We start from the raw sequence: 19,037 nt of genomic DNA, 5'->3' as shown, positions 1-19,037 counted from the left end.
TTCTCCTTCTCTGTTCTCATAGTATTTTTAGTTTTTTCGATATAACTAACTAAAAAAATGCCCATAGTTATATGTTAAACTACGGCATTTATTCCTGAAAATTAAATCATACCGTAACTCTATTATATACCTGCCATAAAAAATAAAAAAGAAAAACATACGAAAAAGATCAGAAAACTGAAAAAACACTGCTTATTTTTCAAAATGCTTTAAGAATCAGCGACCTTCAACAGCTAATAACCGCTGTGTTTGTTCATTAACTGGCATTTTTTCTAATTCCTTATCAATTCGATAAATTCGAGCATCTAAATTATCTAAAAATGATAAAATTTCAGCTTCTAATAAATGCGGTTCAACTGGTGACCCATATTCTAAGCGGCCATGACTAGCTAAAATCATATGTTCTAATAAAATAATTTTTTTAAAACTTAAATTATTAATTTTAGCGAGATGGTTTAATTCATTCGCCATAATTGAAATATGACCCAGTAATTTTCCCTCTAATGAAAAATCATTAGTTGCCCCACTTGTAATTTCAATAACTTTTCCTAAATCATGTAAGATAACCCCACAATATAAAAGTTCAGCATCAATTAACCGGTCAGAATATACATTGGCAACATTTTTAGCCATTTTTAACATTGTTAAACTGTGTCAAATTAATCCCGACTTAATTTCATGATGGTTGCGAACTGCTGCTGGTCAAATTTTAAATTGTTCACCATATTTTGTTAAAATTAAAGTCATAATTTCACGATATTCTACTGTCTGCATTGCTTGCACTGTAGTAATAATTTCATCATACATTACATCAGGTGAAAGTGGTGCTACTTCAATAAAATCTTCTAAATTAATACTATCATTATCAATAATGTCATAAGTATTAATTTTTGCTTGTAATACTTTTCGATATTCAATAATATTAATATTTACTTTATAACAATTACCTTTAATTCAACAGTCAATATCAGCAGGACGAGCATCTCATAGACGAGCTTCAATTGTTCCGGTACGATCTTTTAATGTTATTAACAAATAAGTGCTCCCGTTAGAAGCAGTTCCTTGTGTTACTTTATCAGCAATTACCACTAATTCAACATTATTGGTCTCTTTTGTTAAGTCTTTAATATTCATTGTCTTTTTTCCTTTCTAAAAATAAAAAAGTACGTAATGAAGAAAAACATCACTTTTTTGTTTTATAATAATAATCCTGGATTTGATAATAAATATGCAACATAATGAACAAATTTACTTGCTTCAGTAACATCAACCACCGCTTCATTATAACCAAGTGTAATTACCATAATATCACGAATTGTAATATCATTTTTTTCAACAACAACTGGTTTTTTAAAAATAATTCCCATAGCAATACCAGCAACATTGTCAGCTGGAATGGTAAAAGTACCTCGTGTAATTCCATACTCACCATAATTCACAATTGAAAATGATGCGTCTTGATAATCTTTGTCCATTAATTTATCATTAATAGTTTGCTCAATTAATTTTGTTGACTTCACTGCAATTTCTTTAATTGATTCATTTTTTAAATCATACAAAACCGGCATTTTAACCCCTACATCAAGGTCAACACTAAAAGCAATATTATAAAATCATTTTAATAAGAGTGCATGTTCTTTATTAATAAATGCTGCATTTAAAATTGGGAATTTTTTTAAACCCTCATAAACTGCTTTAATATAAAATGTTAATAATGTTAATTCAAGTCCATTTGATGAATATGCTTCTCGCATAATTGACAATAAACTAACTAATTCACTAACATCAACTTCAACATCAATAAAACTATGGGCAATATTCTTTCTACTCTCCATAATTTCTTTTGCCCGGGTAATTGCCTGATGATTTAATTTAACTTGATCAGCTTGTAATTTTTGACCGCTATGATCAGGAGCAACCTTTTCTTTAATATGTTCTGATGCTTCAGAATGTACACTTGAATGTTCTACTGAATGTGGTTTTGGTTCAGCAGGAATCGAAGCAGATTCCCTATGACTACTATGGGGTTTTGCATGCGAACCAGAATGATGGACTTTTACTTCTTCATCATGTTTCACTTCTTTATGATGACCAGTAGCCTCTGAGTGAACTCCTGAATGTGGTTTTGACTCCGTCGGATGGGCAACAGTTTCGCGATGATGAGGATGTGATTTTAAATGTCCTGGATGTTCAACATGCGTTACATGTTCATCATTATGCGGTTTTGCTATCGTTTCATTAATTTCATTTAAAACATCAGGTGCTAACTTTGAATTGGGATTCATTCCATCAATATTTGAAGCAGATAAAGCAATATCTTCTCCTAATTCTTCTAATGTTAAATCCTCACTAAAATAAATTGTTTCAGGATTATCATCAGATAAAACCAATTCTTTTTCATTACTTTCTTGATTTAACTCATGTTGAATGTCCGTATACATACGATGAATCATTGTATTTGATATTTCATCATAGTTTTTTGTTCTTTCAGTCATTTCTGCTGACAATGCTAAATCTTGTTCTAAATGAGTAATGTCTTCGATAATTTCTTCTTGAATGTTAATTGTTTCTAAATCATCTTTAACTGTTACTAAATTATCTTTTAATTGTCCAAGATCCTTTTGCAAGGTTTCAATATTATTTTCATTTGGAATATTCTCAATGACATTTTCAACCTTGTCTTTTAAAAGAAATGACGTTGTACTGACATTATCCTGAAACAAATTTTGCGACACTTGTTGTGATGATGATACTTCGGGCTTTAATTCAACCGTAGGTTCAAACTCACTTTTAAGATTCTCACCGGCAACTTCACGCGCTAATAATGTTTCAATTAATTCTTCCCGAAAAATTTCAGTTTCTGATTTTTTAATATCACCTGGTGGATTATTATTTGCATTATATCTGGATGCACCACTAAAAGAACTAGTATTATAAATTTGACTAGTTTCATATTTTTGTTCATTAAGAGTGGGCTCTAGTGGTACTATTTCTAATAAAATATCGCCACTATTAATAACTTTATTTTCATAAGCAATAAGATTTTGTACTTCACCATCTTCTGATGTTTTTATTTCATATACTTTATTTTGGGTGATGACATTAGCAATTTTATCTCCTACTTGAACTTTTTGTTGATTTTTAACAAAAAGTTTATCTATAATACCTTTACGATTATCATCAGCTTCAAATATAATCTTTGCCATTTAGTACCCCCTATTTTCTAAATATATCTTAGCACACTTTTAAGCATTTAAATAATTAGTTTCTAATTCTTGATACATTGCCTCCATTTTTGCTTTCGCTTGGTTATTTGACTTATCAACACAGACAAAGTAAAACTTAATCTTTGGTTCTGTTCCACTTGCCCGAACAGCAAATCAACTACCATCTTCAAAATAAAACTTTAATAAATCTTGTCCTGGCATACCATATAACCCTTTTAGATAATCTTCCTTTTTAATACATTTGATGCCATTCAAACTAAGAATTTCTTCTTGACGCAATTTTTGTAACATATTGTTAATAATTGTTTTCCCATCAACACTATCACGGACTAAGTTAACAGTATTACAATAAAAATATCCAAATTTATCGTATTGTTCAACCAAGACATCAAGTAGTGTTTTTCCTTGTTGGTGGTAATATCAACAAGCTTCAGCTATCACCAACGATGATTGAATTCCATCTTTATCACGGGTAATATCTTTTAAAACATAACCATATGCTTCTTCAAATCCGAATAAAAATTGAATTCCATTGGCATCTGTTTTACTCATTTGATCACCAATTCATTTAAAACCAGTTAATGTTTTAATCACTTTAACACCGTAACTTTCAGTAACTTTATCTGATAAATTACCCGTTACAAAAGTATTATATAGTACACCATTTGTTGGTAATGTTTTGTTTTTTTGATAATGGGAAAACAAATATTCAATTAAAACCGGTGCAGTTTCATTACCTGTCATTAAATAGTATCCTTTATCTGCAGTTTTAACACCAATTCCCAATCGATCAGCATCTGGATCATTCAAGATAATAATATCCGCATCAACCTTTTTCGCATATTTTAAGGCTAACTCATAACATTCCGTTAATTCTGGATTTGGATTAGGCGCAAAAGTGAAATTAGGATCATTGGCAAATTGTTCCTCAACAATAATAACTTCATACCCACATTCTTGCAAAATCCGTGGTGTTCAATCTTTACTCGTCCCATGCAAATTTGAAAAAACAATTTTAATATTACGTCGTTGATTTGGATAAAACTGCATTGCTTTGACATCAGTAACATAATCCTCTTCAATTGTTGTAGGAACATAAGTAATTAAATTTGGATCTGGTTTCAACATTAAATTAAAAACCTCTTCCTTAATTTTTAAATAATTTGCTCCAATAATATCCGTTGCCACTGGCAAAAACTGACAACCATTATGATCATAAATCTTATAACCATTATACTCACGCGAATTATGACTAGCTGTAATAATAACTCCTGCCACCGCATTTATTTTACGAATAGTATATGAAACAATTGGCGTTGGTCGTAAATCATTATTTTCAAATAAAATTGCTTTAATATTATTAGTAGCAAAAATATCAGCAACTTCTTGTGCAAACTCCGTTGAGAAATGACGATTATCATGGCCAATTACAACACCCTTTGTTTTTAAATCTGCTTCTGAATAAATTTTCTTTAAATATTGTATAAACGCTAATGTGGCTCTTCTAATTGTATATAAATTCATTTTTCCTGTTCCAGGGCCAAGTAATCCCCGTAATCCAGCCGTTCCAAATTCCAAATCGTTAGAAAAAGCAGCAATTAATTCGGACTCAGACATTTGTTGAAATTCAGCTGCTAAGGTTGGATCTAAATTTTTAGCATTTTTTCATAACTTTAAATTAACTAAATATGACATATTAATTCTCCTTTAAAATTCACCTTTAAAATTCACCTTTTTAACAATTTTATTTTATAATATTTATAACAAATTACTAGTAAATCAGTCCTTATTTTCAATAATATTATTAATAAAAAATAATCTTCATAAAGAAGATTATTTTAAATTGGTAATTCAAAGTCATAGATTTTTCCTTCAATAATATAAATTAAAGTTTCTGCAATGTTAATAATATGCGTTCCTGCTCGTTCAATTGAACGTAACTGTTGCATTGTTAATGTAATAACTTTAATTTCTTCTTTAGTTTTTGCTTCTCGAATTTTTTCAATTAATGCATCATTTTCAATTTTATAAATTTTATCTAATTCAGTATCATATTTTAAAATATTATAAGCTGATTCAATCCGTTCTTCTTCAAAAATATTTGATACTTGCGTTAGCATTTCAATAACCTTAGCAACTAATTTTTTTAAAAAATTAATTAATTTAGTTGATGGTTTATATTTAATATAGTAACGACAAATACTTTTTGCATAGTCAGCAATCCGTTCAACTTCCTTAACAATTAAAATAAAACCAACTGCTCGTCGTAAATCTTTTGCTACCATTTGTTGTTTTGCAATTTTTCATAATGAAACTTCGATAAAAGCTTCTTGCATTTTATTAATTGTTTCATCAGATGAAATCACATTTTTCCCAAGTTCAATATCATTTTCTTCAAGGCATTTAACCATATCATCATATTGATTTTTTGTCATTGCAATCATATCAATAATCATTTGTTTTGTTTGGGCTAGATCATTTTCAATTTTAATGCTCATCATTTCCCTCCTTTTTATCATTATTCAAAACGACCAGTAATATAATCTTCAGTTTTTTTATTAGCCGGACGTGAAAAAATAATCTTAGTTTTATTATATTCAATTAATTTCCCTTTTGCAAAAAAAGCAGTATAATCAGCAACTCGGGCTGCTTGTTGCATGTGGTGCGTTACTAAAATAATTGTAAAATCTTTTTTCAACTGAGTAATTAATTCTTCAATCTTTGATGTTGAAATTGGATCTAACGCACTTGTTGGTTCATCCATTAATAAAATTTTTGGTTTCATTGCAATAGCACGAGCAATACACAATCGTTGTTGTTGTCCCCCCGATAAAGCAAAAGCAGAATCTTTTAAATTATCTTTTACTTCATCTCACAATGCTGCTTGTTTTAAACTTTCAACAACAATACTATTAATCAGTTTTCGATCGCGAATTCCTTGGTTTCGTGGTCCATAAGCAACATTATCATAAATTGACATTGGAAATGGTGAAGGTTTCTGAAAAACCATTCCAATATCAGTTCGTAATTTAACAATATCTGTTTCAGGACTATAAATATTTTTCCCATTAATTAGGATTTCACCTTTAACAACCGATTTGGGTTCAACATCATTCATCCGGTTAAATAGTCGTAATAATGTTGATTTCCCAGACCCTGATGATCCAATAAAAGAAGTTACCGTATTTTCTTTAATTTTCATTGAAATGTTAAAAAGGGCCTGTTTATTTCCTTTATAGAAAAAATCAACATTTTTTACTTCAATTAAATCTGGATTATTATCTGATGAATCAAATGTTGGATTATTAATAATTACTTTCGGATCCATTATTGTTCTCCCTTCTTATCATCTTTGTCTTTTTTTGCTGCTTGTTTTTTCTTAGGGACAAATTTCTTTCAAAAATTATTAACGTTCTCTTTTTGATGGAGATAGTTTTCCCTTGAAAAGAAAAATTTCAAACTATTAATTCGCATTTTTCACTTCTGCTTAAATCCAATTTTAACATAATTTGGAGCAAATTTTTTCCCTAAAATATGAGCAAAACTATTTGATAATCAAATTAACACCATAATTGCAAAAGCTAATTCAAACATAATTCGCATCGCATCAGCAGTTGCTCCTTCTTTGGATAACATTAAAATTTGAGTTGTCATACTTGCTCCTGGCGACATAAATCCTGCAATTGGCAAGCGGACAGCCGTTCCTAATGTTAAATAAACTGGTGCTGATTCCCCAATTACTCGCCCAATTGCTAAAATAATTGCTGTTACAATTCCTGGCATTGCATTTGGCAAAACAACTTTTAAGGTTGTTGCTGTTTTATTTGCGCCTAGCGCTAACGAAGCATTTCGCATTGAATTTTCAACGCCCGCTAAAGCTTCTTCAATACTACGAATCATAATTGGTAGAATAACAATTGTTAAAGTTAATCCTGATGCTAAAACCGATAACGGCAACCGACAAACACCAATAAAAAATGCTAATCCAAATGTTCCATAAATAATACTTGGTGTTGATGATAAAACATCAATTGCAAAGCGTACTGCTTTAGCAAAAACACTACTTTGACGAGCATATTCATTTAAATAGATAGCAACCATTAAACCTAACGGCACAGCAAATATCATTGAACAGATAACTAATAACAAAGTAACAAGAAAGGTTGAAAGAATCCCAGCATTACCATCAAATGTTGATGTAGAAATTAAGTCTCGCCAAACCATTCCAAATAGTCCTTTTCAGATAATAGTAATTAAAATAATTAAGGTGAAGGATACAACAATTACTGTTGATGAGATTAAAAAGAACATTTCTAAACCATCTTTAAATTTTTTAATTCCTCGTGTTTTTTCAATTCGTTCATAAAATAATTTATTAATTTTATTACCATTATATGATTTGCTTAAACGCAAACTTTTTGTTGTTTTACGAGTATGATAATTTCGTTTACGTTTATTAAACGCTTGTGATGAAATAATGAAAATATTAATAATACAAACAATGATGAACAAAACTAACCCAATAGCATATAAAGCTGACTCATGCATTGGCCCAGAATTTTCTAACATTTCTAACCCAATAGTTGAAGCTAATGTTGCAATTGATGAAAAAATAAAATTAAGAAAACCATTCCCAACTTTTAATCCATCAGGTGCATTTCCAGCAATCATCATAACAGCCATTGTTTCTCCAATAATTCGTGCAACCCCCATCATAATGGCTGTAATAATTTTAAACCATGCTGATCGTAACACAATTCGATAAGTAGTATGGGTTTTACTTAATCCTAATGCCAATGACCCAAAACGATATGAATCAGGAACATTTTCTAATGCATTTATTGATAAAGAAATCATAATTGGTAAACCCATAAATGCTAATGTAATTGATGTCACCAACAAGTTTGATGTTGATGGTGCTCCCATTAACATAAATAATGGTCCCAAAATAGCCAAGGCAAATAACCCGAAAACAACCGAAGGAATTCCTGCCAGTAATTGAATAATTCCTATTACACGGTGTTTAAGGGTTGGACTTAAATATTCTGAAATATATAACGAAGAAAAAATTGTTAACGGAATTGCAAAAAGTAAAGCAATTAACAAAACAAAAAAAGTTGCAATAATAATTCGTCAAATTCCAAATTGATTATTATTAGCATTTCATGTTTGACCCGATAAAAATCCTCAAAAACCACCAGGATAATGCTGGAAGAAATAAATTGATTTATAAATAATAAAGCCAACTAAAGTTAATAAAATTAAAATTGTTAAAATCGCAAAACTATAAATAATAATTTTAGACCCAAAATCAATCAGCTGTTTTCGGCCACGAAAATTATTGGCAAAGCGAATGCGTAACATACGCATTTTCCCCCGCATTGGTTTTTTATCTGCTGTGATAACTTCTTTAACATCTTTATTTGCCATCGTTAGTTCTCCAATCCGTTATATTCATAACCAGGATACGCCTGATATGTACCAGGGAATTTTTGTAAAATAGTATCTCAAATACTACTATAGTTTGTTTTAAAATTCCAAGGTACTTTTTCATTAAGTGTTGTTTTCCCGCTTTTTGCAAATTCTGTATTATTATTATATTTTCTAAAGAAAATATCATCAAATGTTAACGGTTCTTCTCCCTCTTCAATATATCAATATGCTGCATCATGAGCACTTAATTTAAAATTTGGGTCATAATACGGATTAACTTGCCCATTACGCAAATATTTTTTTGTTTTTGCATATGGCAACGGATCTAACATTCAAGCAATAAAAGCTAATGCTCGGTCAAATTGCGACCCACGATAATTAATAATTCCGGTAAATGGTCGCGTTAAAGAATACGCCGGATTAAATTCTAAGTTTTCATCAACAATTTTATATGGTAATTCAGGTACGGTTGTATTTTTTCCAATTACACTAGCAATTGATTGTGTTCCAAGACGGTTATCAGCAATAATTGTTTTAAGATAGGAAAATGAAATAAAACCAATTGATCCTGCTGTAGTTGAAACAGCTTGATACATTGCTCCGTTTGAAGCTGCAACTTGATTTGTATCATAGTTTTTGGTTTGGATTACTGCTGACTCAAAGAAATCTCTTGTTCCACTTCCTGCTTCTCGTGTTAAAGTATAAAACTTATTGCTGTCACTACTACAAGCTAATTGTGAACCAAAAGCTTGTTGTCAAGTGAAGTTAGGATCAGTATAAATTCGACGAATTAATTCTGTTCCTTCTCCGCCATAAAAACTTTTAAATTGTAATGAGTGTTGCTTAGGATCAATTTGACAACCAGTTGGTAAATGATAAAACAATACAATATAATCACGGGCAAATACAAAACGAGATATTTGATAGTCTTCTCATAATTGTTGTGCATTAGCATGATTATCGTCTTGGGTTGGCGTTGAATTAACATCTTTTGATAAAAAGCCAAAAGAATAAGCCTCACCTTTAACCCCAACTAAGGCAGCTGCACTTCCTAATGAATTATATAAAATGTCTGTTTTTTTATCACGTTTATATTGTTCAGTAATATTTGCCATCACTTGTGCAACAGAGGTACTTCCCCCCGCAACAATAACGTTACTCGCAGAAGCAACTGTTCAAATAACAATTGATATTACTAACACTAAAACAAAACAAATTAAAGTAATCATTTTATGGTTGCTAATCTCTCCTACTAAAGTTTTAAAGAAATTCTTCTTTTCTTTCTTTTTTGAAACAGCTTTAGTAGATTCGTTTGGCTTCATCCGTTAAGTTTCCTCCTGCTGTGATATATCTTAAACTCTGCTCATTTGTTTACATTAATTGTATCAAAAAAAAAATAAAAAATCATAAAATATCTTATGCTTTTTTATTTTCAAAATCTTTAATCATTTCCTCTGCTTGTTGCAATTTAATTCCCACAATCTTAGTTACCCCTTTTTGTTGCATTGTTGCACCATATAACACATCACAATTTTTCATTGTTCCAACTCGATGAGTAACAACAATAAACTGTGTTGTTTCAACAAACGTACGAATATATTTAACAAAACGTTCAACATTTGCTGGATCTAATGGTGCTTCTGCTTCATCTAAAATAACTAATGGAATTGGACGGACTTTTAAAATCGCAAATAAAACTGACAATGCAACTAATGATTTTTCACCACCAGATAATAAATTTAAATTAGTAATATTTTTCCCGGGTGGTGATACTTTAATATCAACACCAGTCTCTAATAAATTTTCTGGTTCAGTATAAATAATTTTTGCCGACCCACCACCAAATAAAACTTCAAAGGTTGATGGTAAATTCTTATTAACTTCTTTAATTGTTTTGTCAAATTGTTCTTCCATAATAGCATCCATTTCATCAATTGACTTTAATAAATTTTTAACAGAAGCATATAAATCATTATACTCATTATTCATAAACTGAAAACGTTCATATTCTTCCTTATATTCATCAATTGCTTCTAAATTAACACTACCAATTTGAGTTAAATCACTTCGTAATTGTTTAATTTCGTCCCGAATTAAGTTTTCGTTATCAATTACTTTTAATTCCAATGTTTTGGCATGATCATATGTCATCTGATATTCTTCTGTTAAGTGTGCTAAATTTTGTTGAATTTTAACATTAATAATTGATAAATCAGTATTAATTTTACTAATTTGTTCTTGTAACGCGGAAACATAATAACGTTTTTCTGAAATATAATTATTCAATTCATTAATGTTAAATGATTGTTTATCTTTTAAACTACGTGCAACATTTAATTGTTGTTCTAATTTTGTTTTTAAAAGTTCTTTTTGTTGAATTTTATCAACAATATTCAAAATTTCTTGATTTTCTTCTAATTTTGTTTCATCAATATTTTTTGCTGTCAACAAATGATATTCACTTTGTAATTTCATCTGATCATGTTTAATAATTTCAATTTGCCGTTTTGCTGCCCCAATTGAAGCTTGGCTTTCAGCAATAATTTCATTAACTTCATCCAATTGATGACGAATTGTACTTAATTGTTGAATGATTCCTTGTTGTTCATCACCTTTAAGTGCTAATTTCCCGTTAATCTCATTAAGTTCTTTTTCCGGATTCGCGATTGTCATTTTGGCACGGCGCGACCCACCCGAAACAGCACCTTGGGGGCGAATTACTTCGCCATCTAAAGTAACAATATTGTAACGATATTTTGTTAATTTTCCAACTTCTTGAGCGCTATCAAAATCATTGCAAATAATATAACGACTTAATAAATAATCAATTGCAATACGATATTCCTTGCTAGTTTTAACTAAATTATTTCCAAGTCCCAAATATCCCGGTACTGACTTAATCACAAATTCTTCATCACTGCTAAGATAACGTGGTGAAATAACATCCAATGGGATAAAAGTTGCTCGTCCAGCACGATTTTGTTTTAAATATAAAATTGCTCGTTTCGCACTATCAACATTTTTAACTAAAATGTCTTGCAACCGTCCCGTTAAAGCTGTTACAATTGCTTGTTCATATTTGTCATCAACATTAATTACTTCTTGTACTAATCCAATAATACCTGGCAAAACATTTTTATTATTAATAATATTTTTAACCCCTTCATGTAAATTATCTTGATTTTCAAATTTATGTTGTGCTCGTTCTAAATCGCTCTCTAAACGCACAATTGTTTTATTAATTGATCCTAAATCTTCATTTAATTTAGCTTGAGCTGCATTAAAATCATTTCGCTTAGTGCGATATTCAAGTTGTTGTTTTTCCAAAATCTCTAATTTTTCTTGTTCATTTTGTAGATTAAAAGTTAATTCATTATAATCACTAAGCATATTAGTGATTGTAATATCGTTATTTGACATTTTTAAAGCAACTTCTTTATTATCTAATTCAATTTTATGTACTTTTAAGTCACTAATTTCTGAAACCAAACTCTGAAATTCTTTACTTAAGACACTAATTTTTGTATCTAAGTTAAAATTTTCTTTATTTAATTCATTATATTCAATTTCTTTATTTTTTAATTCACGATCAGTTTCTTGTTTGGTACTTGTGATTGTTTTTTGTTGTTCACGTAATTCAAGTAATTTATCATTAAAAAAAGTAATATCTTTAACTAAAACTGCTAATTCAATTTCATTCAATTTGTCTTTTAAAGCAGTATATTTTAAAGCTTTTTCGCTTTGTCGTTTCAAACTTGGCAACTTTCGTTCAATTTCATTTAAAATATCTTTTAAACGAGCCAAATTTTCATTTGAACGTTCTAATTTTTTTAATGACTCTAATTTGCGTCGTTTATATTTTGCAACTCCCGCCGCTTCTTCAAACAAAGCACGTCGCTCTAATGGTTTTGCTTCTGCAAAACCATTAATATTTCCTTGCGAAATGATAGCTAATGATGATTTTGTTAAACCACTATCCATCGCAAAATCTTGAATATCTTTTAAGCGCACACGTTGTTTGTTAATAAAATATTCATTTTCTCCTGTCCCTCGAAAAACACGACGAATAATTTCAATTTCATCATAATCCATTGCAAAAATCCGTTTTGTATTATCAAAAGTTAATTTCACTTCTGCCATATTTAAAGCTGATTTTGTCTCAGAACCATTAAAGATAACATCTTCACTGTTATTTCCGCGAAGTGATTTAATTGATTGTTCACCTAAACATCAACGAATTGCATCATTAATATTTGATTTTCCACTCCCATTAGGACCAACAATTCCAATCATTTCATGATCAAAACTAACAGTTAATGGATCAGCAAATGACTTAAATCCAAAAGCCTCCAGTTTTTTCAAAAATAGCACTGATTTTCACTTCCTTAAAATTTAACCTAATAACAAACCGAATTATTCCTTATTAATTATTCTACAAAAGTTAACTATTTGCAACTAAATTTTTTAAAATCATTTATAAAAAATAAAATTATGGAAATAATTTTTACAATAAGAAAAGATAAAACAATTTTTTTGCACGTTATTAAGCATATAATGAAGCCGGTTATAAAATAAGTGAGGATTAACCGCCCTCACCTCAGAACCAATAATTTAAGAAAGAAGATGGAACTATGAAAAAGATACTGATTCTTTTTACTAGTTTAGCAATAACTAGTACAAGTACAATTAGTACAATCGTTATCAATAATAAAAATAATAATGTTAAAGTCACGAATGATGTTGATGTTAAAAATGGTGAATTCCCATGATATGGTCTTATAAATGCCAAAGGTGCTCCAATTACAACCACTGGTGCAGGTGGTGGTGTTCTAATTGCCCCAAATTGACTTTTAACAGCCGCTCATGTTGCTAGTGATTTTCAATTTGCACAAATGCCAATGAAAATCACCTTTGGTATTTATGATACAATAAAACCTTATCAACCAGAAACAGTATATGCTAATCAATATTTTGTCTATGGTGGTATTCATTATGATATGACAAAAGATATTGCCTTGGTTAAATTAAATCATCCTGTAACTGATATTACACCAATTCAAATTGCAAGTAAGTTGCAAATTCCCCAACCAGGGCAAAATGCAACTGTAACTGGTTTTGGAATTAGTGGCGTTGATTCTCAAGGCCATGCAATTTGACCAACACATATGAAAAAAGCCTTAATGCCAATTCAAGACCCAGCAATTGCCAAAGATCCAAAATACCAAATTTCTAATTTTGATCAAAACTATGATTTTTTAGGCGGAACAATTACGGGGAAAAGAATAAGTGGTGCTCTTAGTGATAGTGGTGGTCCTGTGATTCAAAAAATTAATAACCATTGAGTAACAGAGGGAATTGTTAGTCATGGTGTTTATGACTGAACAACACCATTGCCAAATGTTTTTACGGCTGTTGGAGCTTTTAGTGACTGGATTCAAAACATTATTAAAAATAATTAATAAACACATTTACATTCAAAAATGCATTAAAAAAGCAATTTTCATTGCTTTTTTCTTTTATTATAATTTATTCCTTTTCCTTATCAAGCTTCTTATTTTTGTTTGCTTTTTGGTCTTGGGTTATTTTTTCTTTTTGTTTATTTTTTTGTTTTATTTTGATTGAGCGTTGTTCTTTTTTCTTTTTAATAATTAGTTTAATCTTTTCTCACCATAAAAAACCATTATTTTGATGATCTGGCAACAGTAAATTTAAGAAAATTCCAACAAAAGCAGCTAAAGCAACACCCGTAAATTGTAAATTACCACTACCAATATTAAAATTAAAAATTGCTCCGCCCAATCCTAAAACTAACATAATTGCTGTTACAAAAACATTTTTCATATTTGTATAATCAATCCGATTATTAATTAAAACACGAATTCCATTCGTAGCAATTAATCCAAACATAATCATACTAATCCCGCCCATAACTGGACCTGGTAACATCTGTACCAGCTGATTAACGGGAGCAATAAAAGATAATACTATCGCAAACAGCGCCGCTAAACCCGTTACTCACACGGAAGCAATTCTTGTCATTCCAACAACTGATGCATTTTCACCATAAGTTGTGTTTGCGGGCCCTCCAATTAATCCATCAAAAATAATTGAAACTCCATCGGCAACTAATGTTCGATGCATTCCAGGATCTTTAACAAAATTCTTACCTGTCATTTGACCCATACTAATATGATCACCAATATGTTCAGCAATGGCAATAATTGCCAAGGGACTAATTGCTAAAATTGCTGGTCCAATATTACTTGCTTTTAAATCTCAAATTTTTTTAAAAGAAGGATATCATTGTCATTAACTTGGGTCACTAATTTTTGAAGTGTCTAAAATATGATATTGGGTTCCAATTGCAAAATGTAAGATGACACACAATAAATAACCCATCACAACACCAATAATAACTGGCACTACTTTTGCAAATCCTTTACATTTTAAGGAAATAATTGCTGTTACTAAAAAAGTAAAAACTGCAATTCCAATCCCGATTCAATGTGAATAACTTTCTTTTCAAGCCATTGGATTAAATCCAGCATTATTAATAGCACTCGGAGCAACTGACATTCCAATAATAATGATTAATGGTCCAACAATAACTGCTGGTAATAGTCGTTCTAAAAATTTATTACCAATAAAGTATACTAAAACTCCAACCATCATAACAGCAATAAAAATTGCATTGCCATATAGCGGATAACAAACCCCCATTGCTCCCATATAAGCAAAGGAACTTCCTAAATACATTGGTACTTTTGCTGCTGTAATAGCAATGTAAATTAATGTTCCAACCCCCGAACAAAATAAGGCCATTGAAATATTCATAACTTCAACACCTGCCGTTTGGTTAATAATCAGGGGTACTAATACCGTGGAACCAAACATTGCAAAAACATGTTGTAATGATAAAATTGATCATTGTAAAAAACTTTTTGGCCGTTCATGTGGTGCTAATAATAATTTAACATTATTATTAATACTTGTAATTTGTTCTTTCTCCATTTTTTCTCCTTTCATTGTTAAAATTGCATAAAAAACTAGTTTGTAAGTATTACCAACTAGTAAATTGCATTATTAATTTTCATTATATTTTTAATTTGTAGAATATTAAAGATATCAAAAAGAATTAACTTATTTTTTTGTAAAAAAGTTTTAAATTCTTGTAGCATCTTAACTTGCATTTTATACCTCAACATTTTTAAAATAATTTGCAAATAATTTATCCCCTTTTTTATTGCCTTATAATATTCTTTATTAAACAATAAAAAAGGGAGTGGTTATCCTCACACTTTTTTAATTTAATCATTGATATCAGAACAAAAAATCCTTAAATTAGCAAAACAATAAATTATTCTGAATAATCTTGAAAAATAACATTACTAATATAATTTGTTATGCGAAGTGGGTGTGTATTTCCTCGCACAGTTCCGATAGCCTCGTGTTCAATTGTAACCTTATAATCATTATCTGCTGGTTCTATAAGAACTATTGTAACATTAACTTTAATTTGTCCAAGTCTATATCCATTAGGGTCAGAATCACTACCATATTGTACTTCATCATAATACGTAAATATCAGTTTTTTAGCAGTAGACTTATTTAAGTATTTTAAAATAGTAATTTCTCGATATTCTTTTTTATTAGTTCAATCAATGATTGCAAAATAACCTTTTATATGAACCTTATTTATTAGTCTACTAGGATTTCCTGGCGTAGAAACCCAAGTGTTGATAGTTCTTGGATCAATTTCACCAGCACTTATCGCTGGATCTAATTGCACTTCAGCTGTTGAATGAAAATCCTGATCGGTAGTAGGATAATTAGTATGTAAAATACTTATATTTTTATCTATATAATGTGCACTGTTGGTCATAACACTGGGTACTCCACAGCCAACAACTGCCATTGCCCCTAAAATACTTAATATGTTGTTCATTCTATTGTCCTTCTTTCCTTTTAATTTTATTTATTTAATATTCCAAAATAAAAAATATAATATAGTTTCTATAAAACAAAGTTAAACATTGTGTACAAAAAAATAACTCTACAATAAATTCTAATCCAACAGTGTAGTTATTTGTTTTGTTTTTATTTAATTAATATTATTTATATTTTTAAATTGGTAGGTTAATATATTGGTATTATATCAAAAAAAAAAAAAAAAACAGGTTATATTTTAAATATTTTCCCATTTTTATCCTAATACTTTCTTTGTTAAACAATATTGTAATTGCTACTCTCATTCAATTGTTCCTGGCGGTTTTGAAGTAATATCATAAGTTACACGATTAATACCATGAACCTCACTAACAATTCGTGACGAAACTTTTTCTAACAATTCAAACGGTAATCGACTTCAATTTGCTGTCATAAAATCAGTTGTGTCAACACTTCGTACAACGGCAGTATAACCATATGTTCGCACATCCCCCATTACCCCAACTGATTGAACTGACAATAAAACAACAAAGGCTTGGGCAACTTGATCATATAAATTAAAATTATATAATTCATCAATAAAAATTTGATCAGCTGCTTGTAATAATGTTACTTTTTCGGATGTAATTTCCCCAATAATACGAACCGCTAAACCTGGTCCCGGAAAAGGATGTTTGTAAACAAATTTGTGGCCAATCCCTAATGCTTCCCCAGTTTTACGAACTTCATCTTTAAATAACTCACGTAATGGCTCAATTAATTGAAAAGGTAAATCTTTTGGTAATCCCCCAACATTATGATGCGATTTAATTGTTGCTGAAGGCCCTTTCACTGATACCGATTCAATGACATCGGGATAAATCGTTCCTTGTCCTAATCATTTAACATTTTTAATTTTTTGGGCTTCTTCATTAAAAATTTCAATAAACAAGTTTCCAATAATTTTTCGTTTTTGTTCCGGGTTATTAACTCCTTTTAACGCTGTTAAAAATCTTTCTTTAGCATCGATTCTTAAAATATTTAAACCAAATTGTTTTTGAAACTTTTGTAAATCATTTCAACCACTATCTTGACGTAATAATCCCGTGTCAACAAAAATGCAAGTTAGTTGTTGACCAATTGCCCGATGTAATAAAACAGCACAAACACTAGAATCAACCCCTCCAGATAATGCTAAAACAACATTGTCAGTCCCAACTTTGGTCTTAATTTCAGTTATTGACATAGTAATAAATTCTGAAATTTTTCAATCTGATTCACATTTACAAATTTTAAAAACAAAATTTTTTAATAATTGTTGACCAATTAAAGTATGAGTTACTTCAGGATGAAATTGTAACCCATAAATTTTTTTGGTTTTATGTCTAATTGCACTAACTGAATTTGCACTATGGGCAATTTGAACAAAATTTGTTGGCATCATTTCAATGTGATCAGCATGACTCATTCATACTTGTGATTTAACTGGAACATTAGCAAATAAATCATGTTTATCATCAATAACTAATTCTGAAAAACCAAACTCTTGTTTTGCTGCTCGTTGAACTTTTCCACCAAACAAATGACTAATTAACTGCATCCCATAACAAATTCCCAAAATTGGTAAATCCAACTGAAGTAATTCTGAATCAATTAAAAAGGCATCATCAGCATAAACTGAAGCAGGACCACCTGATAAAATAATTCCTTTCATTGGAGTTGCTTTGATTTTTTCTAATGGTGTATTATATGGTCACACCTCACAATATACTTCTAAATCACGAATTCGACGGGCAATTAGTTGCGTATATTGCGACCCAAAATCTAAGATAATAATTTTATTTTCTGTTTTCATTTATTCACCTCTAAAAATATATACATCGGGTAATTGACGATATTGATCATCATAGTCAAACCCATAACCAACCACAAACTCATTTGGGAATGTAAATAAAGCATCATAATCATATTTAAAGTCCGGATGCATTTCTATTTTATCTGCTAAACAAACCACTCGTAAACTATTTGGTTTTTTTGCTTGCAGTTTTTCAATCACAACCGATAATGTTTGACCCGTGTCAATTAAATCTTCAATTAACAAAACATCCTGACCTGTAATATCTTTTGAAATATCTTTATGAATTGTAATATTGTTATTTGAATTTGTTTTTTTATAACTTGAAACACTCATTGTATCAACAACAATATAATTTTTAAGTTGTTTTAACAAATCACTCATAAAAAACAACGCCCCATTCAACAAACCAACACAATATAATTTTTTTCCAGCATATAACGTATTAATTTTTTCCGCATAAGTTTTAATTCCTTGCTGAATCTTGGCTTCAGAAAGATATAATTCTAGTTTTTCCATTTGCACAATTAATAATCTCCTTTACAAAAATAAAAAAATAAAAGCATAAACTGCATTAGTTAATTCTAAATAGGTTA

The 19,037-nt window shown here is 29.9% G+C and carries 12 protein-coding genes and 1 pseudogene; 1 reads left to right on the top strand and 12 read right to left on the bottom strand.

From position 1 onward, the window contains the following. Positions 1-192 precede the first annotated feature (192 nt). The 8 genes from ACOBWH_RS02280 to ACOBWH_RS02245 all read right to left on the bottom strand — a co-directional run bounded on the left by ACOBWH_RS02280 (position 193) and on the right by ACOBWH_RS02245 (position 13,031). A complete protein-coding gene (locus ACOBWH_RS02280; protein ID WP_424526887.1) occupies positions 193-1,134 on the bottom strand; it encodes a 3'-5' exoribonuclease YhaM family protein in 942 nt (313 codons plus the stop codon). Positions 1,135-1,196: 62 nt separating this feature from the next. Further along, the gene (locus ACOBWH_RS02275) at positions 1,197-3,206 is read right to left on the bottom strand and encodes a 2-oxo acid dehydrogenase subunit E2 (protein WP_424526886.1); all 2,010 of its coding nucleotides are present in this window, start codon (positions 3,204-3,206) and stop codon (positions 1,197-1,199) included. 39 nt (positions 3,207-3,245) lie between these two features. Then, positions 3,246-4,922, bottom strand: coding sequence for a phospho-sugar mutase (locus ACOBWH_RS02270; RefSeq protein WP_424526885.1), 1,677 nt, complete (start codon positions 4,920-4,922; stop codon positions 3,246-3,248). Between the two features lie 143 nt (positions 4,923-5,065). Continuing rightward, on the bottom strand, positions 5,066-5,725 hold the full coding sequence (gene phoU / locus ACOBWH_RS02265) for a phosphate signaling complex protein PhoU (RefSeq protein ID WP_070406511.1): 660 nt from the start codon (positions 5,723-5,725) through the stop codon (positions 5,066-5,068). A gap of 20 nt (positions 5,726-5,745) precedes the next feature. After that, entirely contained in the window at positions 5,746-6,555 is an 810-nt protein-coding gene (gene pstB, locus ACOBWH_RS02260; protein WP_424526884.1) for a phosphate ABC transporter ATP-binding protein PstB, read from the bottom strand. After that, entirely contained in the window at positions 6,555-8,657 is a 2,103-nt protein-coding gene (pstA, locus tag ACOBWH_RS02255) for a phosphate ABC transporter permease PstA (protein WP_424526883.1), read from the bottom strand. Before pstA ends, pstB begins: the two co-directional genes overlap by 1 nt. A gap of 2 nt (positions 8,658-8,659) precedes the next feature. Next, entirely contained in the window at positions 8,660-9,982 is a 1,323-nt protein-coding gene (gene ptsS / locus ACOBWH_RS02250; protein WP_424526882.1) for a phosphate ABC transporter substrate-binding protein, read from the bottom strand. 94 nt (positions 9,983-10,076) lie between these two features. Continuing rightward, entirely contained in the window at positions 10,077-13,031 is a 2,955-nt protein-coding gene (locus ACOBWH_RS02245; RefSeq protein ID WP_424526881.1) for a chromosome segregation protein SMC, read from the bottom strand. Positions 13,032-13,291: 260 nt separating this feature from the next. Here ACOBWH_RS02245 and ACOBWH_RS02240 point away from each other — a divergent pair, with 260 nt between their 5' ends. Then, entirely contained in the window at positions 13,292-14,119 is an 828-nt protein-coding gene (locus tag ACOBWH_RS02240; protein WP_424526880.1) for a serine protease, read from the top strand. A 67-nt stretch (positions 14,120-14,186) separates the two neighbouring features. Here ACOBWH_RS02240 and ACOBWH_RS02235 read toward each other — a convergent pair. The 4 genes and pseudogenes from ACOBWH_RS02235 to hpt form a co-directional block, all read right to left on the bottom strand. Beyond that, positions 14,187-15,554 (bottom strand): annotated as a pseudogene (locus ACOBWH_RS02235) (uracil-xanthine permease family protein). Between the two features lie 463 nt (positions 15,555-16,017). Next, positions 16,018-16,542 carry a hypothetical protein gene (locus ACOBWH_RS02230; protein WP_424526879.1) on the bottom strand — a complete coding sequence of 175 codons (525 nt, stop codon included), beginning with the start codon at positions 16,540-16,542 and terminating at the stop codon, positions 16,018-16,020. 360 nt (positions 16,543-16,902) lie between these two features. Next, complete coding sequence (gene guaA, locus ACOBWH_RS02225; RefSeq protein WP_424526878.1) at positions 16,903-18,441, bottom strand: glutamine-hydrolyzing GMP synthase; 1,539 nt, start codon at positions 18,439-18,441, stop codon at positions 16,903-16,905. Further along, positions 18,442-18,960, bottom strand: a complete 519-nt coding sequence (gene hpt, locus ACOBWH_RS02220) for a hypoxanthine phosphoribosyltransferase (RefSeq protein ID WP_424527377.1) — start codon at positions 18,958-18,960, stop codon at positions 18,442-18,444. Between the last annotated feature and the right edge of the window lie 77 nt (positions 18,961-19,037).

Source organism: Spiroplasma endosymbiont of Glossina fuscipes fuscipes, assembly GCF_049669535.1.
Taxonomy (GTDB): domain Bacteria; phylum Bacillota_I; class Bacilli_A; order Mycoplasmatales; family Mycoplasmataceae; genus Spiroplasma.
The sequence above is the reverse complement of the archived record's forward strand: the minus strand, read 5'-3'. Positions and strand labels throughout refer to the sequence as shown.